This window comes from Bartonella acomydis (assembly GCF_039543025.1).
GTDB lineage: Bacteria > Pseudomonadota > Alphaproteobacteria > Rhizobiales > Rhizobiaceae > Bartonella > Bartonella acomydis.
Genome location: NZ_BAABIY010000009.1, coordinates 1 through 724 on the forward strand (window position 1 = coordinate 1; position 724 = coordinate 724).

Annotated in this window: 1 pseudogene; it reads left to right on the forward strand. The window is 40.1% G+C overall.

The window, feature by feature from the left end:
- A pseudogene (locus tag ABD909_RS01555) lies at nt 1-724 on the forward strand (hypothetical protein); the annotation flags it as partial.

The window sequence follows — 724 nt, forward strand, 5'->3', positions numbered from 1 at the left end:
CGGTCGTTCATTATGATAAGAATGCAGATGGTGATACAGATTATACGAGTGTAACTTTTGGAAAAAGCAAAGGCTCAGATACTGTAGGATTGCATAATGTTTCTGATGGTGTGCTTTCTGAGAATTCTCATGATGCGGTCACGGGTGGACAGCTTCACGCGATAGGCCAAGATGTAGCCAAGATTTTGGGAGGAGGTGCAAAGTTTACTGATGGCAGCTTTACAGAACCAAGCTATACGCTTTCTAATATTGGCAAAGATGGAGAAGTAGGAATAGTTAGCCATCATGATGTAGGTTCAGCTCTTTTAGGTCTTGATAATAATATTAATCATGTCAATAGTAACTTGACGAATAAGTTCACGGATTTTACTGAAAACATCACGAATATTACGCAACAATTTAAAAATGATGCTTTGTTGTGGAGCAATGAAGCGGATGCTTTTGTTGCCGATCATGGCGCGGATGATGCAAAAACCCATAGCAAGATTACGCATATTTTAGATGGGAAAATTGCGTCTAGTTCTTCGGATGCAGTGAATGGTTCTCAACTTTATACGATGAGCAATATGCTTGCGAGCTATTTTGGAGGTGGCGCTATTTATGAAAATGGTGAATGGGTTGCTCCAAGCTTCAAGATATTGAGCTTTAAAGATGATGGCAGTTTTGATGAGATAAGCTATGATAGTGTATCATCGGCGTTTGCAGGTGTGAATACGGCTTTCAC